Origin of the sequence: Microcoleus sp. Pol12B3, assembly GCF_036701355.1 — a bacterium.
In the GTDB taxonomy this organism is placed as follows: domain Bacteria; phylum Cyanobacteriota; class Cyanobacteriia; order Cyanobacteriales; family Microcoleaceae; genus Microcoleus.
Genome location: NZ_JAUBQS010000008.1, coordinates 26843 through 42562, shown reverse-complemented (window position 1 = coordinate 42562; position 15720 = coordinate 26843). Strand labels below are relative to the sequence as shown.

The following is a 15720-nucleotide window of genomic DNA, read 5'->3' as shown; positions in this document are numbered from 1 at the left end:
ATTAACGTGAATACTCAATGGATAAAAACTGATGTGCTTGTAATTGGTGGCGGTACGGCTGGCACGATGGCTGGTATCAAAGCTAAACAGGCAAATCCTGACAGCGAAGTGCTGATTTTAGAAAAGGCAAATATTCGCAGAAGTGGCGCGATCGCCATGGGAATGGACGGTGTAAACACTGCCGTCATTCCCGGTCATTCTACACCAGAACAGTACGTTCGCGAAATTACCCTTGCTAATGACGGCATCCTCAACCAAAAAGCCGTTTATCAAACTGGAAAATTAGGCTATGAAGTCATCCAAGAGTTAGAAAGTTGGGGAGTAAAATTTCAGAAAGATGCCCAAGGCAACTACGACTTAAAACAAGTTCATCGCGTCGGCAAATATGTTTTGCCAATGCCCGAAGGCAAAGACCTCAAACAAATTTTAACCAGACAGGTAAAACGCCACAAAGTTAAAGTTACCAATCGAGTGATGGCAACCCGCGTTTTAGTCCAAGCAGGACGCGCTACTGGAGCCGTTGGCTTTGACGTGCGAAATGGCGATTTTGTAGTAATTCAAGCGAAAGCTGTCATTCTTTCTACAGGTGCTTGTGGTCGTTTAGGGCTACCAGATTCCGGCTATCTTTATGGCACCTATGAAAATCCGACTAATGCCGGAGATGGCTATTCAATGGCTTACCACGCTGGAGCAGAACTCACTAACATTGAGTGTTTTCAAGTAAACCCGCTAATTAAAGATTATAACGGCCCTGCTTGCGCTTATGTCGCCGGCCCCTTCGGCGCTCATACTGCTAATGCCGAAGGTCATCGCTTCATTAGTTGCGATTATTGGAGCGGTCAAATGATGCTGGAAATCTGGAATGAATTACACTCTGGTAAAGGCCCAATTCAATTAAAAATGACTCATCTCGATGAAGATACTATCGCTGAAATTGAGTCAATTCTTTGGTCAAATGAGCGGCCGAGTCGAGGTAGATTTCACGAGGGTAGAGGGGAAAATTATCGCGATCACGGCGTTGAAATGCACATTTCTGAAATTGGTCTGTGCAGCGGCCACAGCGCCTCTGGTGTTTGGGTGAATGAAAAGGCAGAAACAACTGTGCCCGGACTCTACGCAGCGGGAGATATGGCAAGCGTTCCTCATAATTATATGATCGGGGCTTTTGTGTTCGGTAGAATAGCAGGAACTAATGCCATTGACTACATCCAAAGTTTAGATTATGTCGATCCTGACGCTGATTTTCTGGAAGCAGAAAAAGCTCGGGTTTATGCACCTTTAAACCTGCCCAACGGAATCCCTCACACGCAAGTAGAATATAAGTTACGGCGCTTAGTGAATGATTATTTACAACCACCCAAAGTAGGAAACAAAATGGAGATTGGGCTGAAAAATTTTGTCCGTTATCAAGAAACTCTACAGGAAATGGGCGCTCGCGATCCTCATGAGTTAATGCGCTGCATGGAGGTTCACTTTATTCGAGACTGTGCGGAAATGGCTGCGAGGGCTTCTTTGTATCGCTGTGAGACTCGTTGGGGGCTTTATCATTATCGGCTAGATTACCCTGATAAAAATAATGAAGAGTGGTTTTGCCATGTTAATTTGAAAAAAGGGGAATCTGGAGAAATGAGCTTGTTTAAGCGTCCAGTTGAACCTTATATTGTGGATGTTGATTTACATAAAGAGGATTATAATGTTGTAGCGCGTTGAGTTATATAGCAATCCTTGCAGGAGTCGTAAATTTTTTACCCCACCCCAACCCTCCCCTTATCAAGGGGAGGGAGTAAGAAATTCACAAATGATTTAGAATGGCTATAGTAATATTAAGTTATTTGTCCCCGTCATTTGGACAAATAAAACTAAGATTACTATACATTCAAGGGGGATGTGAGAGCTTGTCTAGTTAATGGATTTGTAGAGAAGATATTGTAGAGTGCGTCAGTTCTAAATAATTTGTGAGTTCTACCACACTTTGCCTCTAACGCACCAGACCACTATAATCAGTTGCTTAAATGCTATACAGCTTATGGTAGAGGTGAGTTTTCGTCAATATCTTTGATTTCTCACTATCATATCCATAAACCCACTCTCTCCCACTTGACAATCGGATAACTCTATTCACCATTAACCATCGCACCTAACTATGGCTTTAATTACACAACGAGTTGATGTTCCAGTCACTGTAGATGAGTCTAAGTGTTTGGAGAAGTGCCAAGTCTGCATTGATGTTTGTCCTTTGGATGTACTGGCTAAAAATCCCGAAACAGGGAAAGCTTACATGAAATACGATGAATGTTGGTTTTGTTTGCCCTGTGAAAAAGAATGTCCAACCAATGCCATAACGGTTAAAATTCCCTTCTTGTTGCGCTAAGTTTTTTTAGTTTGTATAAAGTGTAAAAATTCATGATTGCTGAGAATGATAGTGAATTAAATCAATGGCTAGAAATGCTGCGATCGCCCGAACTAAGCGATCGCCTTGTTGCCGTTAAAAATTTACAATATTTGGGTGATGAAGAAGCTACAAATGCCCTACTTCTCGCCCTGTCAGATGAAAGTATTGCCGTTCAAAAAATTGCCATATCTGCCCTTTGGGAAATTGGCAATCCTGTGGCTATTCCTGCTTTTATTGAGTGTCTCGGTTCCGACGATGCCGATATTCGCCAAGAAGCATTATCTGCATTAAATGAATTAGTTTCACCAACTGACTTACGACAACTACTAGATGCACTCCACCTCGACAATGTTAATATCCAACTCAACATCTTAACCTTGTTGCGGAAGATTCACGATGCTCAGTCTTTACCCGATATTTTACCATTTTTTGCATCCGATGTTCCTGAATTGAGAGCAACAGCAGTAACCACTCTCAGCTATCTAAATCAGGTGGAAAAATGCCCCCAAGCTTTGGCCTTAATATCTGATGCAGATTTAAATGTTCGCCGTGCTACGGCTTTAAGTTTAGGACATTTAACAGATCCAGAAGTCATCTCAATTTTGTGTCAAGCACTCAAAAGCGATACTGACTGGCAAGTGCGACGAAATGCAGCTAAATCTTTGGCAATCCATGCCGATAGTGCGGCAATTTTGGCCCTGGAAACAGCGGTAAGTGACGAACACTGGCAAGTTCGCAAATTCGCGCTACAAGCGTTGCAAAAAATTCCCGATGAACGAGTCATGCCTGCTTTGATTAGAGCCTTAGCTGATGAATATTCAGATGTGCGGAAAGAAGCTGCGATCGCCCTCGGCAATCTCAGCAATCCTGCCGCGATGCCTGCGCTGCAACAATCTCTGGACGATCCCGATAAAGAGGTTACTATTTTCGCTCAAAAAGGGATTCAGAAAATTCAAGCATTACTGCAAAATTCCCAAAATGGTTAATTCTTCCTCTTTACCAAAAAACCACTCACATCTCCCCTCAGAAAATCCCAATCCTGTGGAAAAATTACGACAGCAAGAAGTTGTCAACTATCTCAAACTAGTCATCGAACCCACACTCAAAAATGATATCATCAGTTTGGGAATGGTGCGAAATTTGCGAATAGTTGAAAATTACATTTATTTACGCCTTTATATTGGCTCGCATCAGCAAGAGTTGCCAAAAATAATTGAATCTGTTTTATCGCCTGTAAGCTGGTGCAAAAAAACTTACATTCAAACTTGTACCATAGCCAACGTGCGAACTACCTTGGCTATTTCTAGCGGCAAAGGTGGGGTGGGAAAATCTACAACGGCTGTGAATTTAGCAACAGCGTTAAAATTACAGGGAGCCAAGGTAGGCTTGCTAGATGCTGATGTTTACGGCCCCAATATTCCTCAAATGTTAGGCTTAGGACAAGCCGATGTAGAGACAATTAATACTGCTAAAGGTGAGAAATTTTTACCCCTGGAAGCACAGGGAATTAAAGTGATGTCAGTGGGTTTATTAGCAGAGCCCGAACGTTCTTTAGCGTGGCGAGGTCCAGTTCTCCACAAAATTATTACGCAGTTTATTCAAGATGTAGAATGGGGCGAATTAGATTATTTACTCATTGATTTACCCCCCGGTACCGGAGATGCTCAAATTACCATTGTGCAAGAAAGTCCTATTTGTGGAGTGATTCTCGTTACTACGCCGCAACAAATATCTATTTCCGATGTCCGTCGCAATATTTATATGTTTCGCCAAGTAGGGGTTCCAGTGCTTGGGATTATTGAAAATATGAGTTATTTAATCGGCTCACCCCATGAAGAACCGATACAAATTTTTGGTAGTGGTGGGGGTAAACAGTTAGCAGAAGAACTTCAAGCACCCCTCCTTGCCCAAATTCCTATAGATCCGCGCATCTGTGCGGGAGGTGATACAGGAAAACCCCTAACAATTGCAGATCCGAACTCGGCAGTATCTCAGGTTTTTATGCAGATAGCAGCAGGGCTAGATGCTACTTTTTCTCCTGCGCGTGCAACTGATACATTACCCCTGAATATTAATCATTTAAGTAACTAGATAAGTCAGACAAGCAAAAATTTACACAATGTGCTTGCATTTTTGAAGTCCTTTGTGGAATAATAGGAGCTTATTAGCATAATCTACGGTTTGTCGGTCGATTTATAGTATCTTGCTCGTCAATAATGATTAGCTCAGCTTTTACATAGCTATTGCGTTTTTTGGTTTTCAACACTTGAAACTTAGGAAGGCACAGTGTTAACCCGATTAAGAGAGAGTCCATTTTTAGCTAAATTGAGGCATTTTGGGAGCCAACTCAAACCTAGTTCAATCAAGACCTTTGCTTTGCTTTTTGCAGTTGGCTTCAGTTTGAGTTTGACCGTTTCTGCCTGTACTCCTACTACTCAGCAAACAAATAGAACTACTGCCCCGACTTCTGCAGCCACATCGGTGGCTAGTTCTAAATCACAAGAGAGCAATGTAATTAGGATCGGCTATCAAAAATATGGAACACTAACTCTCCTAAAATCACGGGGAAGTTTAGAGAAACGTTTGGCTTCCCAAAGCACTTCTGTACAGTGGGTTCAATTTCCCGCTGGTCCTCAATTACTGGAAGCTTTGAATGCAGGCAGTATTGACTTTGGCCATACAGGAGAAGCGCCACCTATTTTCGCACAAGCCGCTGGCGCACCATTGCTATATGTTGCTAACGAACCTCCTAATCCTAAAGGCGAAGCTATCTTAGTAGCGAAAGATTCTCCCATTCAAGATGTGGCTGGGTTGAAAGGCAAAAAAGTTGTATTTAATAAGGGTTCAAATGTGCAATACCTAGTGGTAGAAGCATTAAGAGCAGCCGGATTAAAATATAGCGACATTCAGCCTATTTATCTGCCGCCAGCAGATGGGCGGGCAGCTTTTGAACAAGGTAACGTTGATGCTTGGGCGATTTGGGACCCGTTTTTTACAGTAGCGAAACGAGCTACAGGTGCTCGTATTCTTAAGGATGGAGAAGGGCTTGTAGCTAATCGGGAATTCTATCTAGCTGCAAAACCTTTTAACGAGCAATATCCTGACCGGATTAAGGCAATTTTAGAGGAACTTCAAAAAGTAGATCAATGGGCGGTAACTCAACCAACTGAAGTGGCTAAACTGCTGTCTCCTGAGCTTGGTATTGATGTTCCAACTTTAGAGGAAATCTCGCGGAGACGGCCTTACGGTGTGCAGCAAATTACGGGTGAAGTCGTTACTTACCAGCAAAAAGTTGCTGATACTTTCTTGGATTTGAAGCTGCTTCCCAAACCGATAAAAATTAGCGAAGTGGCTCAGGTAACTAAACAATAAATAGTGATGGAGACTAAGGAAAATGGAATTATTTTGGTTTATCCCAACTCACGGAGACGGACGGTATTTAGCGAGCGGAATTGGAGGGCGATCGGGCAGTTTGTCCTACTTAAAGCAAATCGCCCAAGCCGTTGACCATTTAGGATTTACGGGCGCTCTACTTCCGACGGGGCGCTCTTGCGAAGACGCATGGGTAGTGGCTTCTTCCCTCATGTCTGTAACGGAAAAAATGCGTTTTTTAGTAGCAATTCGTCCGGGATTGATGTCTCCTGGGGTAGCAGCACGGATGGCGGCAACATTTGACAGGTTATCTAACGGGCGCTTGCTGATTAATGTGGTTACGGGCGGCGATCCGGTTGAATTAGCTGGAGATGGAGTGCATTTGAGTCACGACGCACGTTATGAATTGACTGATGAATTCTTGACTGTTTGGAGGGCCATGCTTGAAGGTAGTAACTCGACTAACGTGCGAGAACAAGAAGTCGATTTTAGCGGTGAATATCTTCAAGTTAAGGGCGCGAAAGTTCTATTTCCACCTGTACAAACTCCTTACCCTCCGTTATGGTTTGGCGGTTCTTCGCCGATCGCGCAACAAATTGCCGCTAAACATATTGATGTTTATCTTACTTGGGGAGAACCGCCACAACAAGTAGCCCAAAAAATTGAAGCTGTGAAAAAATTAGCAGCAGAACAGGGTAGAACTGTGCGTTTTGGAATTCGCCTTCATGTTATTGTACGCGAAACTGAAAGCGAAGCTTGGGAGGATGCCAATCGATTGATTAAATATGTCGATGAAGATGCGATCGCAGCCGCCCAAAAAGCTTATGCCCGGATGGATTCTGAAGGGCAGCGGCGCATGACTGAACTGCACACAGGCAGCCGCGAAGCTCTGGAAATTAGCCCCAACTTGTGGGCGGGAATTGGGTTAGTAAGAGGCGGTGCCGGTACTGCTTTAGTGGGAGATCCCGATACGGTTGTCGCGCGAATGTTGGAATATTCCGAGTTGGGAATTGAAACTTTCATTTTTTCTGGTTATCCCCACTTAGAAGAAGCATATCGAGTGGCTGAATTGCTATTCCCCCGCTTGCCGCTGAAAAACCAACCGACTGTACATCAACCGCAAATGTTTAGTCCTTTTGGCGAAATTGTTGCCAACGAAAAGTTTCTCCAACAAAAACAAGTTATTCCTACGAGCGCATCATGAATACAAAATGGCTAAAAAACCCCTATTTTCAGCAGGTAATCCCCTGGATTGTACCAATGCTGCTAATTATTAGCTGGCAATTATTGGTGCAGGTGGGTTGGCTTTCCACAAGAGTTTTACCAGCACCAACAGGTGTTTTAAGTGCAGGAATTAGATTGGCAATTAGCGGAGAACTGTTCCACCATATCGGAATTAGTGCTTGGCGTGCACTGGTTGGTTTCATCATAGGCGGAGGAATTGGTTTGACTCTAGGTTTCCTCAATGGTCTTTTTCCAATCGCCGAAAAGCTGCTAGATACTTCTCTACAAATGATCCGTAATATTCCACACCTCGCCTTAATCCCTCTAGTAATTTTGTGGTTTGGGATTGGCGATCCAGCTCGATTATTTTTGGTAGCTTTGGGTGTGTTTTTTCCCATGTATATCAATACATTTCACGGCATTCGCAGCGTAGATGCCGGATTGATTGAAATGGGAAAAGTTTATGGCTTGAGTCCCACGTCTCTTTTGTGGAAAATTATTTTGCCTGGGGCCTTGCCTTCAATTTTGGTAGGCCTGCGATATTCCTTGGGGATTATGTGGCTGACGCTGATTGTCGCCGAAACAATTGCGGCGGACTCTGGTATTGGTTACATGGCAATGAATGCTCGCGAATTCTTGCAAACTGATGTAGTGGTGGTGAGCATTATCATGTATGCTTTGTTGGGTAAGTTTGCCGATGCGATTGCCAGGAAGTTAGAAGAGAAATGGCTTGCTTGGCATCCCAATTATCAGCCAGCTTAGGTTGAAAAAAGAACCCCTAAGAAAGAAAGATGAGATTGTCCTCTTTTTCTTTCTTAGTTCCTCTAGAAATGCTATCCTTCACGATATGCTCAGTTAGTGTTTTTTACGTATAAAAGCTGGGATTGGGGAGCTGATCGTTGAGTACCCAGTTACCCAAATCGTGAATTTTATAGTCAACAGAATCATGTAGCGTAAACGTTCTCAGATTACGCCAGTAGCGATCGAAACCATATTTACTGGTGGTAGCACGCGCCCCCATCACTTCAAAAATGCGAGTTGTCACATCTAAACCTATTTTTGTGGCAGCAATTTTTGCAGTTGCGATCGCGATCGCGCATTTTCCACGTTCTTCTGTTGTTAAATCTATGCCTTTTTCCCAAGCTGCTTGCAGAATGCCGGCGGCTCGATCCGTCAAACTGCTAACCGCTTGCAGATCGACCCACATTTCTCCGTAGTGTTTCAGAATGTATGGATCTTGCGTCACACTAGGAGCATTGGAAGTCAACCAGGGTCGTCCTTGGGTGCAAGTATAGTCTTTGGCAGCAGTAAATGCTCCTTCCGCAATACCCAGATAAATATGGGCAAGATTTATTTGCGTCAAGCAAGCTCGTAAAGTACGGAAAGGAATATCAGCACGGGTGCGATCGCCAAACACTTCCGAATCATAAACGCGCACTTGGTCGAAACTAATACTACCGCTATCGGTTTGACGTTGCCCCATATTATCCCAATCGTCATGGATTTGTATTCCCTCTCTTTGAGTGGGAATTACAATAATCGTGAGTTCGGAGGTATCTTGACGAACCGCAGTTATGGGTAAGATATCAGAATCTTTAGAGCCAGAGCAAAAGCTTTTTGTACCGTTCAGTAAAAAGCCTGTACCATCAGGAGTTAAAGTCGCACGGCGATCGAGGGGATTGAGAGCATTGCACCAAAACCAATTGTTTGTCACCGTATCTTTGTAGAACTGCGCTTTGCGCTCCTCCGTGCCAAAAAGATGCGGGATAACCACCCCTAAATGGTGATAGGAATAAACATGGGCTAGAGAACTATCAGTCTTTGCCAACTCGCGGGAAATTTGGAGTGCAGTAATCCATGTTTCGCCAATACCGCCATATTCTTTAGGAATAATCAAACCGAGCAAACCGCTAGAGCGAATGCGATCGCGTTCGTACTTTGGCGTACCGCCAAGACGATCTCGTTCGATGGCAGTATCAGCAAATTCTTGAGCAAGTGATTTCGCGATCGCGACATAATCTTGCTTGCTGTCTTGTTGTGTTGTGCTTTTCGAGTCTACAAGGGATATTTTCATATTGATGATACAAAAATTGAGGGAAGTAATCAGGTACAAATGATTTAAGATTCCTATAGGTTGGTCAGTCCTTAAAACCCAAGTAAACAGAAATCGGTACATCTTCAACAAACTGACCTGAAGGTTCTACACTGAGAATTGCTGCTTTAATTTCCGCCTCAAATGCGGAAGTATCGCCATTAAAGTAATCACGACGGCAGTAAGCGGTGGAGTAGAGATAACCAATAAAATTATCAATCGTCCAGTGTTTGTGAAAGTCAATCTTATGGCGCTTAATCCGAACGAATGGCGATCGATCCAAAACTTCTAAATCAGACTTGTAGAGCAAAGGAACGCTGGTCGATCCCACACGCCGCTCTTCTCCTAGCCACCGTTTGATCGTAGATAGCACATTTTGTGCCCAAACAGAGTCATTTGACCAAATATCTTTTTCAGTTTGAATAATCGCTATCCCCGTATTAGCGTTACTCCTGCGATCGAGCACATCGTAGCTACGCTGTAGCACCAATTCTTGATCCATCCAATGAAAAGCACGACCAATGGTGACAAGGGAAAATGTACCCATTGCCGGGGAAATATTTTCTGCTAAATCCCTTACCCAAGCGATATTTGAAGCATGAGCCAGTTTAGCTTCTTGCTTGGCAACTTCGAGCATTTCTGTATCGGGATCGATGCCCAAAACAGATTCAAATCGATCGTGTAAGGCGATCGCTACCAAGCCAATCCCACAGCCGAGATCGAGAAGCTTGCCTTGCCCATCTAATTGAAATTCCTGTGAGATTAAATCGTAAAGAGCATTTGGGTAGCGCGGTCGATATTGCAGGTAATAAGAAATGGCTCCTTGAAAGAGAGTGGGATCGTAGCTTGGGAGTATTTTAGTAGTCATGATTGAAGTCAAGTTTTGCTGAGTTAGGATTTAGGTTTTGAGATAGCTGCTTTGATAATGATGGGTTTTGGCAAGAATTTTATTCACTCTAATATAGAAATTGTTACATTTTTAAATTTATAGAACTTACAAATTAAACATCCTCCTCTTGATTAGATATTAATTGCGATCTCAGCCTGGGATTTAAACCTCTAAGGGAACAGTTTGCGTATTGGATAAATCCAAGGTACTCAATAATTTTTCTTTCCAATATTGCAAATCGCGATCGGTACGCCTGCGGGGACGGGGAAGATCGATATCTAGCTCTAGATGGATGCGTCCAGGGTTGCCACGCATGACGATCGCGCGATCGCTTAAAATCAGTGCTTCTTCAACATCATGGGTGACAAGAATCATCGTCTGGCGATCGGATTGCCAAATTTCTAACAGACGATCCTGTAATTGCATTCTAGTAAAGGAATCGAGAGCACTAAAGGGTTCATCTAGCAATAAAATAGAAGGATTAGTAACAAGGGCACGCGCGATCGCTACCCGTTGAGCCATTCCTCCTGATAGTTGGCGCGGCAGCAAACGAGCAAAATCTTGTAATCCAACCTTAACTAGAGCATCACTTGCCCGTGCCTTGCGTTCATCCTTCGGTAAATGATGCAAACCAAACTGCACATTTTCCCAGACGGTTAACCAAGGCATCAGCCGAGGTTCTTGAAATATTACACCAATTTCTGGATGAGGTTTGTCAATGCGAATATTGTCAATTAGCACATCTCCATAAGTTGGCAAATCTAATCCAGAAATGAGCCGTAAAAGTGTACTTTTGCCGCAACCACTCGTACCAATAAAACTAACAATCTCGCTACGACTAACAGCTAAATCAATATACTCTAACCCGACAAAGCCATTTTGAAATCGTTTATGTAGTCCTTCGATAAGTAGCATATATGTTTCCTCATTGGCGCTTTGAACGAATGCTTTAAACTAATGCTTTGAACTAATGGTTGGAAGCGTAAACATCCTGCCAATGGAGTAGCCAATGCGATGCAAGGCCAATAATTGAGTCAGTAACTTTTCCGAAAATCGCAAACAAGAGAATGCTGGCGAGGGTGATGGCGGGTCGTCCAGTCGCTTGCCCGTCGATCAATAAGAAGCCTAAGCCCTGACTGGCTCCCATCAATTCAGCCGCCACGACAAACATCCAGCCCAAACCCAAGCCACTTCGCAAACCGACAATGTAGGCAGGCAATGTCGCGGGCAAGAACACGCGACTGATAAGCTGCCAATCATTAAGTTTATAGATTTTGCCAACCTCAACCAGTTTGCGATCGACATTGTGAATGCCGCTCATGAGATTTAAGTAAACGGGGAAAAAGACTCCAACGGCGATCAGAGCAATTTTAGAAGGCTCATGAATTCCCATCCACAGGATGAATAGTGGCACCCATGCGAGGGAAGGAATGTTACGGAGTGACTGCAAAAGTGGGTCGAGTAAATCGTGAATTAGGCAAGAATAGCCTGTTAATCCTCCTAGAATAGTGGCCAAAAATGTACCAATCAAGAAGCCAACAAAAACCCGATAGAGTGTAATGCTGATGTGCTGCCATAGTTCCCCTGCTACACCGAGTTTCCAAACTGTTATGACAATAGTTGAGGGAGCAGGTAACAAGTTAGGAGCAACCAAGCCAAACCTAGACAGACTTTCCCACAATATTAAGAGAAAGACTGGCAAGAGCAAGCCTTTTGCTCTGCCCAGACGACTGAATAATTGCCAAATATTACCTGTTTGTGCGCTTGTGATTGCGATTGCAAGTCTTTGTTCCATAACTTAGTATTTGCTGTCCTGCATAGATAGCTTGGGAGCGGAATTAAAATTTAAAAATGCCAAATTAAAAATGCTGAATTTATTCTTAAATTTTTAATTTTTAATTTTTAAATTTCTGATTTGCGTTGGTGAGTTGGTGTATATCCACAGCCGATGTTTTTTACTTATGATTTGGTCACTTTTGCCACATACTGCGGATCGATTAAATTGTTAACTACTGTAATGACATCAACGGAATCCTCGATTACACCGCTTTTTTTCAAGACATCTCCAGCAGCACTAATAACGGCTTTTTGTTCGTCACCAATCGATGAGCTTGATATATCGGTTCGCTCCTCTAATTGTTTAGTTGCTACGGCTTCTGTCAGCTTGGATGCTTTAATCACCACTTGCTTGAGTTCACTAGGATTTGCGATCGCCCATTTCCGTGCCTTCTCATAGGCGGTTAGCACTTGACTAACTTGTTCAGGATATTGTTTGGCAAATGCCTCGCGGACATTCAAAAAGCCTTGACTAATTAGTTTGGGATCGCGGAAGAAGAGTTTCGAGCCTTTTTCTACTTCTGTCTGTGCCATAAATGGATCGAGACCAGCCCAGGCATCGACATCGCCTTTCTCAAGGGCAGCTTTACCGTCAGCGTGGGGCAAAGGCACAATTTCCACATCTTTGGCAGTCAAACCGACTTGATCCAAGGCACGCAACAAGAAAATAAACGGATCTGTTCCGCGCGTTGCTGCAACTTTTTTGCCTTTTAGATCGGCGACTTTTTGAATGGAAGAATTCGCCGTAGTTACTAATGCTGTCCATTCGGGCTTCGAGTAAACGTAAATAGACTTGATGGGATTACCATTGGCTTTTGCAATCAGTGCGGAAGCACCAGAAGTCGAGCCAAAGTCAATGCTGCTGCCATTGAGAAACTCTAATGCCTTGTTACTACCTTGACTGAGCACCCATTCCACTTTGATATTGGTTTTGGCTAAGTCTTCCTCCAGCCAGCCTTTCTCTTTCAGCACGAGACTGACAGGATTGTAGTAGGCATAATCTAAACGTACTACCGTAGGAACTGCCGTAGGAGATGAGCCTGGGGATGCTGCTGTAGTGTTAGTTCCAGGAGAGGAAGAATTACAGGCATTGACTAATAGCGATAGAAACAGCCCAGAAATAAAAAATAGCAGTAACCTACGTCTGGCAATGGCAAACCACTTGCTCATGATTCGTCTCCTCGACTCCTTGGTGAATGTCTCGCTTAATTAGGACTTAAGCCGTTTATACTATAACTCGATTGGTTTACCGTAGTATGACCGAATTTTATCTTACAGCAAGGCACACTCAAGATCAATGGTTAAAAAGACCAACTCGACTGTTGGTGGTGGTATGGGCAACTCCCTTGCCAATATGGCGATCGCGCTCGATCGGCTTGATTAGCAAGGGGCGGTTAGCTGTTTTTAACAGGTGAGTCGTTACTAGAGAACCACTAAAGCCAGCACCGACGATCGCGCGCGATCGTTGTTGGAGTATCAGTATTGTCGGAACCATATCAACATCAAATAGAAGAGTTCGGTTTGTCAGTATTTTTGGTAGTTGAAGTTGTCACAGTCATTAACTGACCGACACTCCAAATCGACGGTGTTTTGCCGATCGCTTGCAGAATATGGTCGTGGGCTGCCATCACTGCCCTCAAGATGGAAAAGATATCTATAGAAACATTTTAATAACGGTAATAGTGGTAAAATACGCTTTACTTACCGAGATACAGTATTTTAATATTGCTTGCAATCATAATTCAACAATTTGGGAAAATTAAAGCATGAGTCAAATTCTGCAAGAAGTGCTGTCTGCTAACCAGGAATATGCTGCGACCTTTGGCAAGAAAGGCAATTTGCCCCTACCTCCTAGTCGTCGCTTTGCTATTCTGACCTGCATGGATGCTCGCCTCGATCCGGCAAAATATGCTGGGCTGGCAGAAGGGGATGCCCATGTCATTCGTAATGCTGGAGGACGGGCAAGCGATGACGCAATTCGATCGCTCGTAATCTCTTACAAGCTATTGGGAACTCGTGAATGGTTCGTCATTCACCATACAGATTGTGGGATGCAACTGTTTACCGACAGCATCATCCGAGAATTATTGACGAACAGCCTGGAAACCGCTGTAATCGACGAAAATGGTTGGCGAGATGTAGGGCAGGGTTCGGGTTCGACAGAAGGTGAATTTGTCGATTGGTTAACGTTCAAAGATTTGGCAGAAAGCGTGTTTGTGGATGTCAAACGAATTCGCAACCATCCCCTTGTGCCACCAACCATTCCGATTTATGGCTTTATCTACGATGTGAAAACAGGGCAATTGATTGAAGTCCCCAGCGCAACTGAAGTCGGTCGAGCAACAGTTCCAGCGATCGCGTCATCGTAAGGGAGGAACGCAAAAATGCAGAAGGCTTTGCGGTTTTCTCAACTATGAATTAGTGCTTTTCACGCTCTCACCATTATTATTGCAACTATGAGCCATTTGATTGAATACGAAGACGCAAATTATGAAGTACGCGCAGTGTATGACGACATTCGTGCGACACGCAAAACCGAGTATATCAACAACTTTTGGAAAGCGATCGCCAACCATCCGCCTACCCTGCAACGTACCTGGCAGAATGTGAAGGAGGTGATGACCGCTCCGGGAGAACTCGATCCCCTGACGCGCGAGTTAATCTACATTGCTGTCAGCGTTACAAATGGTTGCCAATACTGCATTTCATCTCATACAGCCGCAGGGCGAGCCAAGGGAATGAATGATGCCATATTTGGGGAACTGATGGCGATCGTGGCAACCGCAAACGCTACCAATCGACTGGCAAATGGCTATCAAATTCCGGTGGATGAACAATTCAAATTATAAAAGGCGTTCAATCTTAACCACTTATAATCCATCTCTATGGCAACTCAATTAACAGTAGATGTTTCTCAGATTCCCGTTATCGATATTAGTTCGCTGGTATCGGATAATCCCGTAGGTACTGTTGCCAACCAAATCCGACAAGCTTGCCTCGACACGGGTTTTTTTTACATTGTCGAGCATGGTGTAGACAAAGGCTTGCAAAACCGTTTGGAGCAACTGAGCCGTCAGTTTTTTGCTCTAGATTTAGAAACCAAAATGCAAATTCGGATGGCCGTGGGAGGTCGGGCATGGCGCGGCTACTTTCCGGTTGGAGGTGAACTGACGAATGGTAAACCAGATTTGAAAGAAGGAATTTATTTCGGCTCTCAATTGAATCAAACCCATCCGGCTGTTCAAGCAGGCGTTCCCATGCACGGAGCAAACCTGTTTCCAGATATTCCTCTTTTTCGCGAGACAATACTAGAATATCTGGCGGTGATGACTCAACTGGGTCACGCAGTAATGGCTGGAATTGCCCTGAGTTTGAACTTAGAAGCCTCTTACTTCCGCGATCGCTATACGACTGATCCCCTGATTTTATTTCGCATCTTCAACTATCCACCACAAAGCAATCCGCAAGGGCAATCCTGGGGAGTGGGAGAGCATACCGATTATGGTTTGCTCACGATTCTCAAGCAGGATGATTTAGGTGGGTTGCAAGTGAAGACAAAATCAGGCTGGATTGATGCTGTGCCGATCGCCAACTCATTTGTTTGTAACATTGGCGATATGCTCGATCGCCTCACAGGTGGACTTTATCGCTCTACTCCTCATCGAGTCAAGAATGTGTCAGGACGCTCTCGCCTCTCATTTCCATTCTTCTTCGATCCCAATTTCAATGCTGAACTCCACCCGATTGAAATCAAGGGAGGGAGCGTCGATGATAACAAGAACGAACGTTGGGATAAAGCCAGCGTTCACGAGTTTCGCGGCACTTACGGCGATTATGTCCTGAACAAAGTTGCAAAGGTTTTTCCCCAATTGCGCCAGGAAGTTTTGTAAACAGTCACCTGGATTTATTAAACGA

General features: G+C 43.9%; 17 protein-coding genes. 10 read left to right on the top strand and 7 right to left on the bottom strand.

From position 1 onward, the window contains the following. Positions 1-6: 6 nt before the first annotated feature. From QUA53_RS05980 to ssuC, 7 genes are all read left to right on the top strand, one after another. Complete coding sequence (locus tag QUA53_RS05980; RefSeq protein WP_333095614.1) at positions 7-1710, top strand: fumarate reductase/succinate dehydrogenase flavoprotein subunit; 1704 nt, start codon at positions 7-9, stop codon at positions 1708-1710. A gap of 433 nt (positions 1711-2143) precedes the next feature. Continuing rightward, positions 2144-2371 carry a 4Fe-4S dicluster domain-containing protein gene (locus tag QUA53_RS05975; protein ID WP_332959817.1) on the top strand — a complete coding sequence of 76 codons (228 nt, stop codon included), beginning with the start codon at positions 2144-2146 and terminating at the stop codon, positions 2369-2371. 32 nt (positions 2372-2403) lie between these two features. Next, entirely contained in the window at positions 2404-3378 is a 975-nt protein-coding gene (locus tag QUA53_RS05970) for a HEAT repeat domain-containing protein (RefSeq protein WP_333095613.1), read from the top strand. Next, positions 3371-4483, top strand: a complete 1113-nt coding sequence (locus QUA53_RS05965) for an Mrp/NBP35 family ATP-binding protein (protein WP_333095612.1) — start codon at positions 3371-3373, stop codon at positions 4481-4483. Before QUA53_RS05970 ends, QUA53_RS05965 begins: the two co-directional genes overlap by 8 nt. A gap of 195 nt (positions 4484-4678) precedes the next feature. Continuing rightward, a complete protein-coding gene (locus QUA53_RS05960; protein WP_333095611.1) occupies positions 4679-5764 on the top strand; it encodes a sulfonate ABC transporter substrate-binding protein in 1086 nt (361 codons plus the stop codon). Between the two features lie 22 nt (positions 5765-5786). Then, positions 5787-6968, top strand: a complete 1182-nt coding sequence (gene ssuD, locus QUA53_RS05955) for an FMNH2-dependent alkanesulfonate monooxygenase (RefSeq protein WP_333095610.1) — start codon at positions 5787-5789, stop codon at positions 6966-6968. Further along, the gene (gene ssuC / locus QUA53_RS05950) at positions 6965-7750 is read left to right on the top strand and encodes an aliphatic sulfonate ABC transporter permease SsuC (RefSeq protein WP_333095609.1); all 786 of its coding nucleotides are present in this window, start codon (positions 6965-6967) and stop codon (positions 7748-7750) included. Before ssuD ends, ssuC begins: the two co-directional genes overlap by 4 nt. 103 nt (positions 7751-7853) lie before the next feature. On the opposite strand, the gene QUA53_RS05945 is transcribed toward ssuC, so the two are convergent. The 7 genes from QUA53_RS05945 to QUA53_RS05915 form a co-directional block, all read right to left on the bottom strand. Continuing rightward, complete coding sequence (locus QUA53_RS05945; RefSeq protein WP_333095608.1) at positions 7854-9062, bottom strand: acyl-CoA dehydrogenase family protein; 1209 nt, start codon at positions 9060-9062, stop codon at positions 7854-7856. Positions 9063-9126: 64 nt separating this feature from the next. Further along, entirely contained in the window at positions 9127-9948 is an 822-nt protein-coding gene (locus QUA53_RS05940) for a class I SAM-dependent methyltransferase (RefSeq protein ID WP_333095607.1), read from the bottom strand. Positions 9949-10131: 183 nt separating this feature from the next. Further along, positions 10132-10884 carry an ABC transporter ATP-binding protein gene (locus QUA53_RS05935; RefSeq protein WP_333095606.1) on the bottom strand — a complete coding sequence of 251 codons (753 nt, stop codon included), beginning with the start codon at positions 10882-10884 and terminating at the stop codon, positions 10132-10134. A gap of 52 nt (positions 10885-10936) precedes the next feature. Next, positions 10937-11764, bottom strand: coding sequence for an ABC transporter permease (locus QUA53_RS05930; RefSeq protein WP_333095605.1), 828 nt, complete (start codon positions 11762-11764; stop codon positions 10937-10939). A 164-nt stretch (positions 11765-11928) separates the two neighbouring features. Beyond that, positions 11929-12975: an aliphatic sulfonate ABC transporter substrate-binding protein gene (locus tag QUA53_RS05925; RefSeq protein ID WP_333095604.1), complete on the bottom strand. Its 1047-nt coding sequence runs from the start codon at positions 12973-12975 to the stop codon at positions 11929-11931. A 124-nt stretch (positions 12976-13099) separates the two neighbouring features. Further along, on the bottom strand, positions 13100-13300 hold the full coding sequence (locus tag QUA53_RS05920; protein ID WP_333095603.1) for an FAD/NAD(P)-binding protein: 201 nt from the start codon (positions 13298-13300) through the stop codon (positions 13100-13102). A 7-nt stretch (positions 13301-13307) separates the two neighbouring features. Then, entirely contained in the window at positions 13308-13433 is a 126-nt protein-coding gene (locus QUA53_RS05915; RefSeq protein WP_333095602.1) for a hypothetical protein, read from the bottom strand. 138 nt (positions 13434-13571) lie between these two features. Between QUA53_RS05915 and QUA53_RS05910 the strand changes: the two genes are divergently transcribed. The 3 genes from QUA53_RS05910 to QUA53_RS05900 all read left to right on the top strand — a co-directional run bounded on the left by QUA53_RS05910 (position 13572) and on the right by QUA53_RS05900 (position 15695). Further along, positions 13572-14174 (top strand): carbonic anhydrase, encoded by a 603-nt coding sequence (locus tag QUA53_RS05910; protein WP_333095601.1) that lies wholly within the window; start codon positions 13572-13574, stop codon positions 14172-14174. An 87-nt stretch (positions 14175-14261) separates the two neighbouring features. Beyond that, positions 14262-14654: a carboxymuconolactone decarboxylase family protein gene (locus tag QUA53_RS05905; RefSeq protein ID WP_333095600.1), complete on the top strand. Its 393-nt coding sequence runs from the start codon at positions 14262-14264 to the stop codon at positions 14652-14654. Positions 14655-14690: 36 nt separating this feature from the next. Continuing rightward, a complete protein-coding gene (locus tag QUA53_RS05900; protein ID WP_333095599.1) occupies positions 14691-15695 on the top strand; it encodes a 2-oxoglutarate and iron-dependent oxygenase domain-containing protein in 1005 nt (334 codons plus the stop codon). The last annotated feature ends 25 nt before the right edge of the window (positions 15696-15720 follow it).

Coding starts and splice junctions, on each gene's coding strand:
- QUA53_RS05975 (WP_332959817.1), top strand. CDS start 2,144: ATGGCTTTAATTACACAACGAGTTGATGTTCCAGTCACTGTAGATGAG.
- QUA53_RS05970 (WP_333095613.1), top strand. CDS start 2,404: ATGATTGCTGAGAATGATAGTGAATTAAATCAATGGCTAGAAATGCTG.
- QUA53_RS05965 (WP_333095612.1), top strand. CDS start 3,371: ATGGTTAATTCTTCCTCTTTACCAAAAAACCACTCACATCTCCCCTCA.
- ssuD (WP_333095610.1), top strand. CDS start 5,787: ATGGAATTATTTTGGTTTATCCCAACTCACGGAGACGGACGGTATTTA.
- ssuC (WP_333095609.1), top strand. CDS start 6,965: ATGAATACAAAATGGCTAAAAAACCCCTATTTTCAGCAGGTAATCCCC.
- QUA53_RS05945 (WP_333095608.1), bottom strand. CDS start 9,062: ATGAAAATATCCCTTGTAGACTCGAAAAGCACAACACAACAAGACAGC.
- QUA53_RS05940 (WP_333095607.1), bottom strand. CDS start 9,948: ATGACTACTAAAATACTCCCAAGCTACGATCCCACTCTCTTTCAAGGA.
- QUA53_RS05935 (WP_333095606.1), bottom strand. CDS start 10,884: ATGCTACTTATCGAAGGACTACATAAACGATTTCAAAATGGCTTTGTC.
- QUA53_RS05930 (WP_333095605.1), bottom strand. CDS start 11,764: ATGGAACAAAGACTTGCAATCGCAATCACAAGCGCACAAACAGGTAAT.
- QUA53_RS05925 (WP_333095604.1), bottom strand. CDS start 12,975: ATGAGCAAGTGGTTTGCCATTGCCAGACGTAGGTTACTGCTATTTTTT.
- QUA53_RS05920 (WP_333095603.1), bottom strand. CDS start 13,300: ATGGTTCCGACAATACTGATACTCCAACAACGATCGCGCGCGATCGTC.
- QUA53_RS05915 (WP_333095602.1), bottom strand. CDS start 13,433: ATGGCAGCCCACGACCATATTCTGCAAGCGATCGGCAAAACACCGTCG.
- QUA53_RS05910 (WP_333095601.1), top strand. CDS start 13,572: ATGAGTCAAATTCTGCAAGAAGTGCTGTCTGCTAACCAGGAATATGCT.
- QUA53_RS05905 (WP_333095600.1), top strand. CDS start 14,262: ATGAGCCATTTGATTGAATACGAAGACGCAAATTATGAAGTACGCGCA.
- QUA53_RS05900 (WP_333095599.1), top strand. CDS start 14,691: ATGGCAACTCAATTAACAGTAGATGTTTCTCAGATTCCCGTTATCGAT.